Annotated in this window: 1 protein-coding gene; it reads left to right on the forward strand. The window is 27.2% G+C overall.

What is annotated here, in order from left to right; translation table 11 throughout:
- The first annotated feature begins 79 nt into the window (after nt 1-79).
- Entirely contained in the window at nt 80-664 is a 585-nt protein-coding gene (locus VP395_RS15785) for a hypothetical protein (RefSeq protein ID WP_346242992.1), read from the forward strand.
- Nucleotides 665-729 lie beyond the last annotated feature (65 nt).

Genomic DNA, 729 nt, shown 5'->3' on the forward strand with positions numbered 1-729 from the left:
GTTCTTTCTGTTTATATAATTAAATTTAAAACTTTATTAATAAAGCTAACTTAAGATATACATAAACGTTAGCCACAATATGACGAAAACCCAAATCAGAGATATAATTACAAAGATTCATTTCTACCTTTTAGGTTTTGCTTTATTGAATTTCACTCTGAAAAACACGATTGAAATAAGTCTGAATTATAGATTAACGTATTTTATAACATTGTTGATTTATGCGAGCGGAATTATTCTCTTTTTCTGGAATTTCAAGCCATTTAAAAAAACAGTAATTTATTATAGTTTTTATTTTATCACGCCACTTTTGACTTTAATTTTTTGGTTGTTTGGCGGAATATTTTTTGCTCTTTTGACATCAACAGTTCTCTACCCAATATATCCGAATAAAATTAAAGCGGAAAACGAGAAAATTGTAGTTTATACAAAATATCAAGGATTTATGGGAGCTTGTTGTCCTTACGAAGTGACTGAAAAAAAATACTGGTTGTTGGAAAAGAAAAAAACGGAAATAAATCTTCACGAAGTAATTGATTATAAAAATGCTTCGATTAAATCAACAAACGGAAAGTCGGAATTGAAAATAAAGTATAATAAATACGATTACGGAACAGAACGAAATATAGAAACGGATACAATAATTGAAATAAATACAGAATAAATACTGTGGCTAACAAAGAACTGAGCTAAAAAACAAATCTTTTTAAGCCATTTTTGAAACAAAAT

Origin of the sequence: Mariniflexile soesokkakense (genome assembly GCF_039650365.1) — a bacterium.
GTDB classification, from domain to species: Bacteria; Bacteroidota; Bacteroidia; order Flavobacteriales; family Flavobacteriaceae; genus Mariniflexile; species Mariniflexile soesokkakense.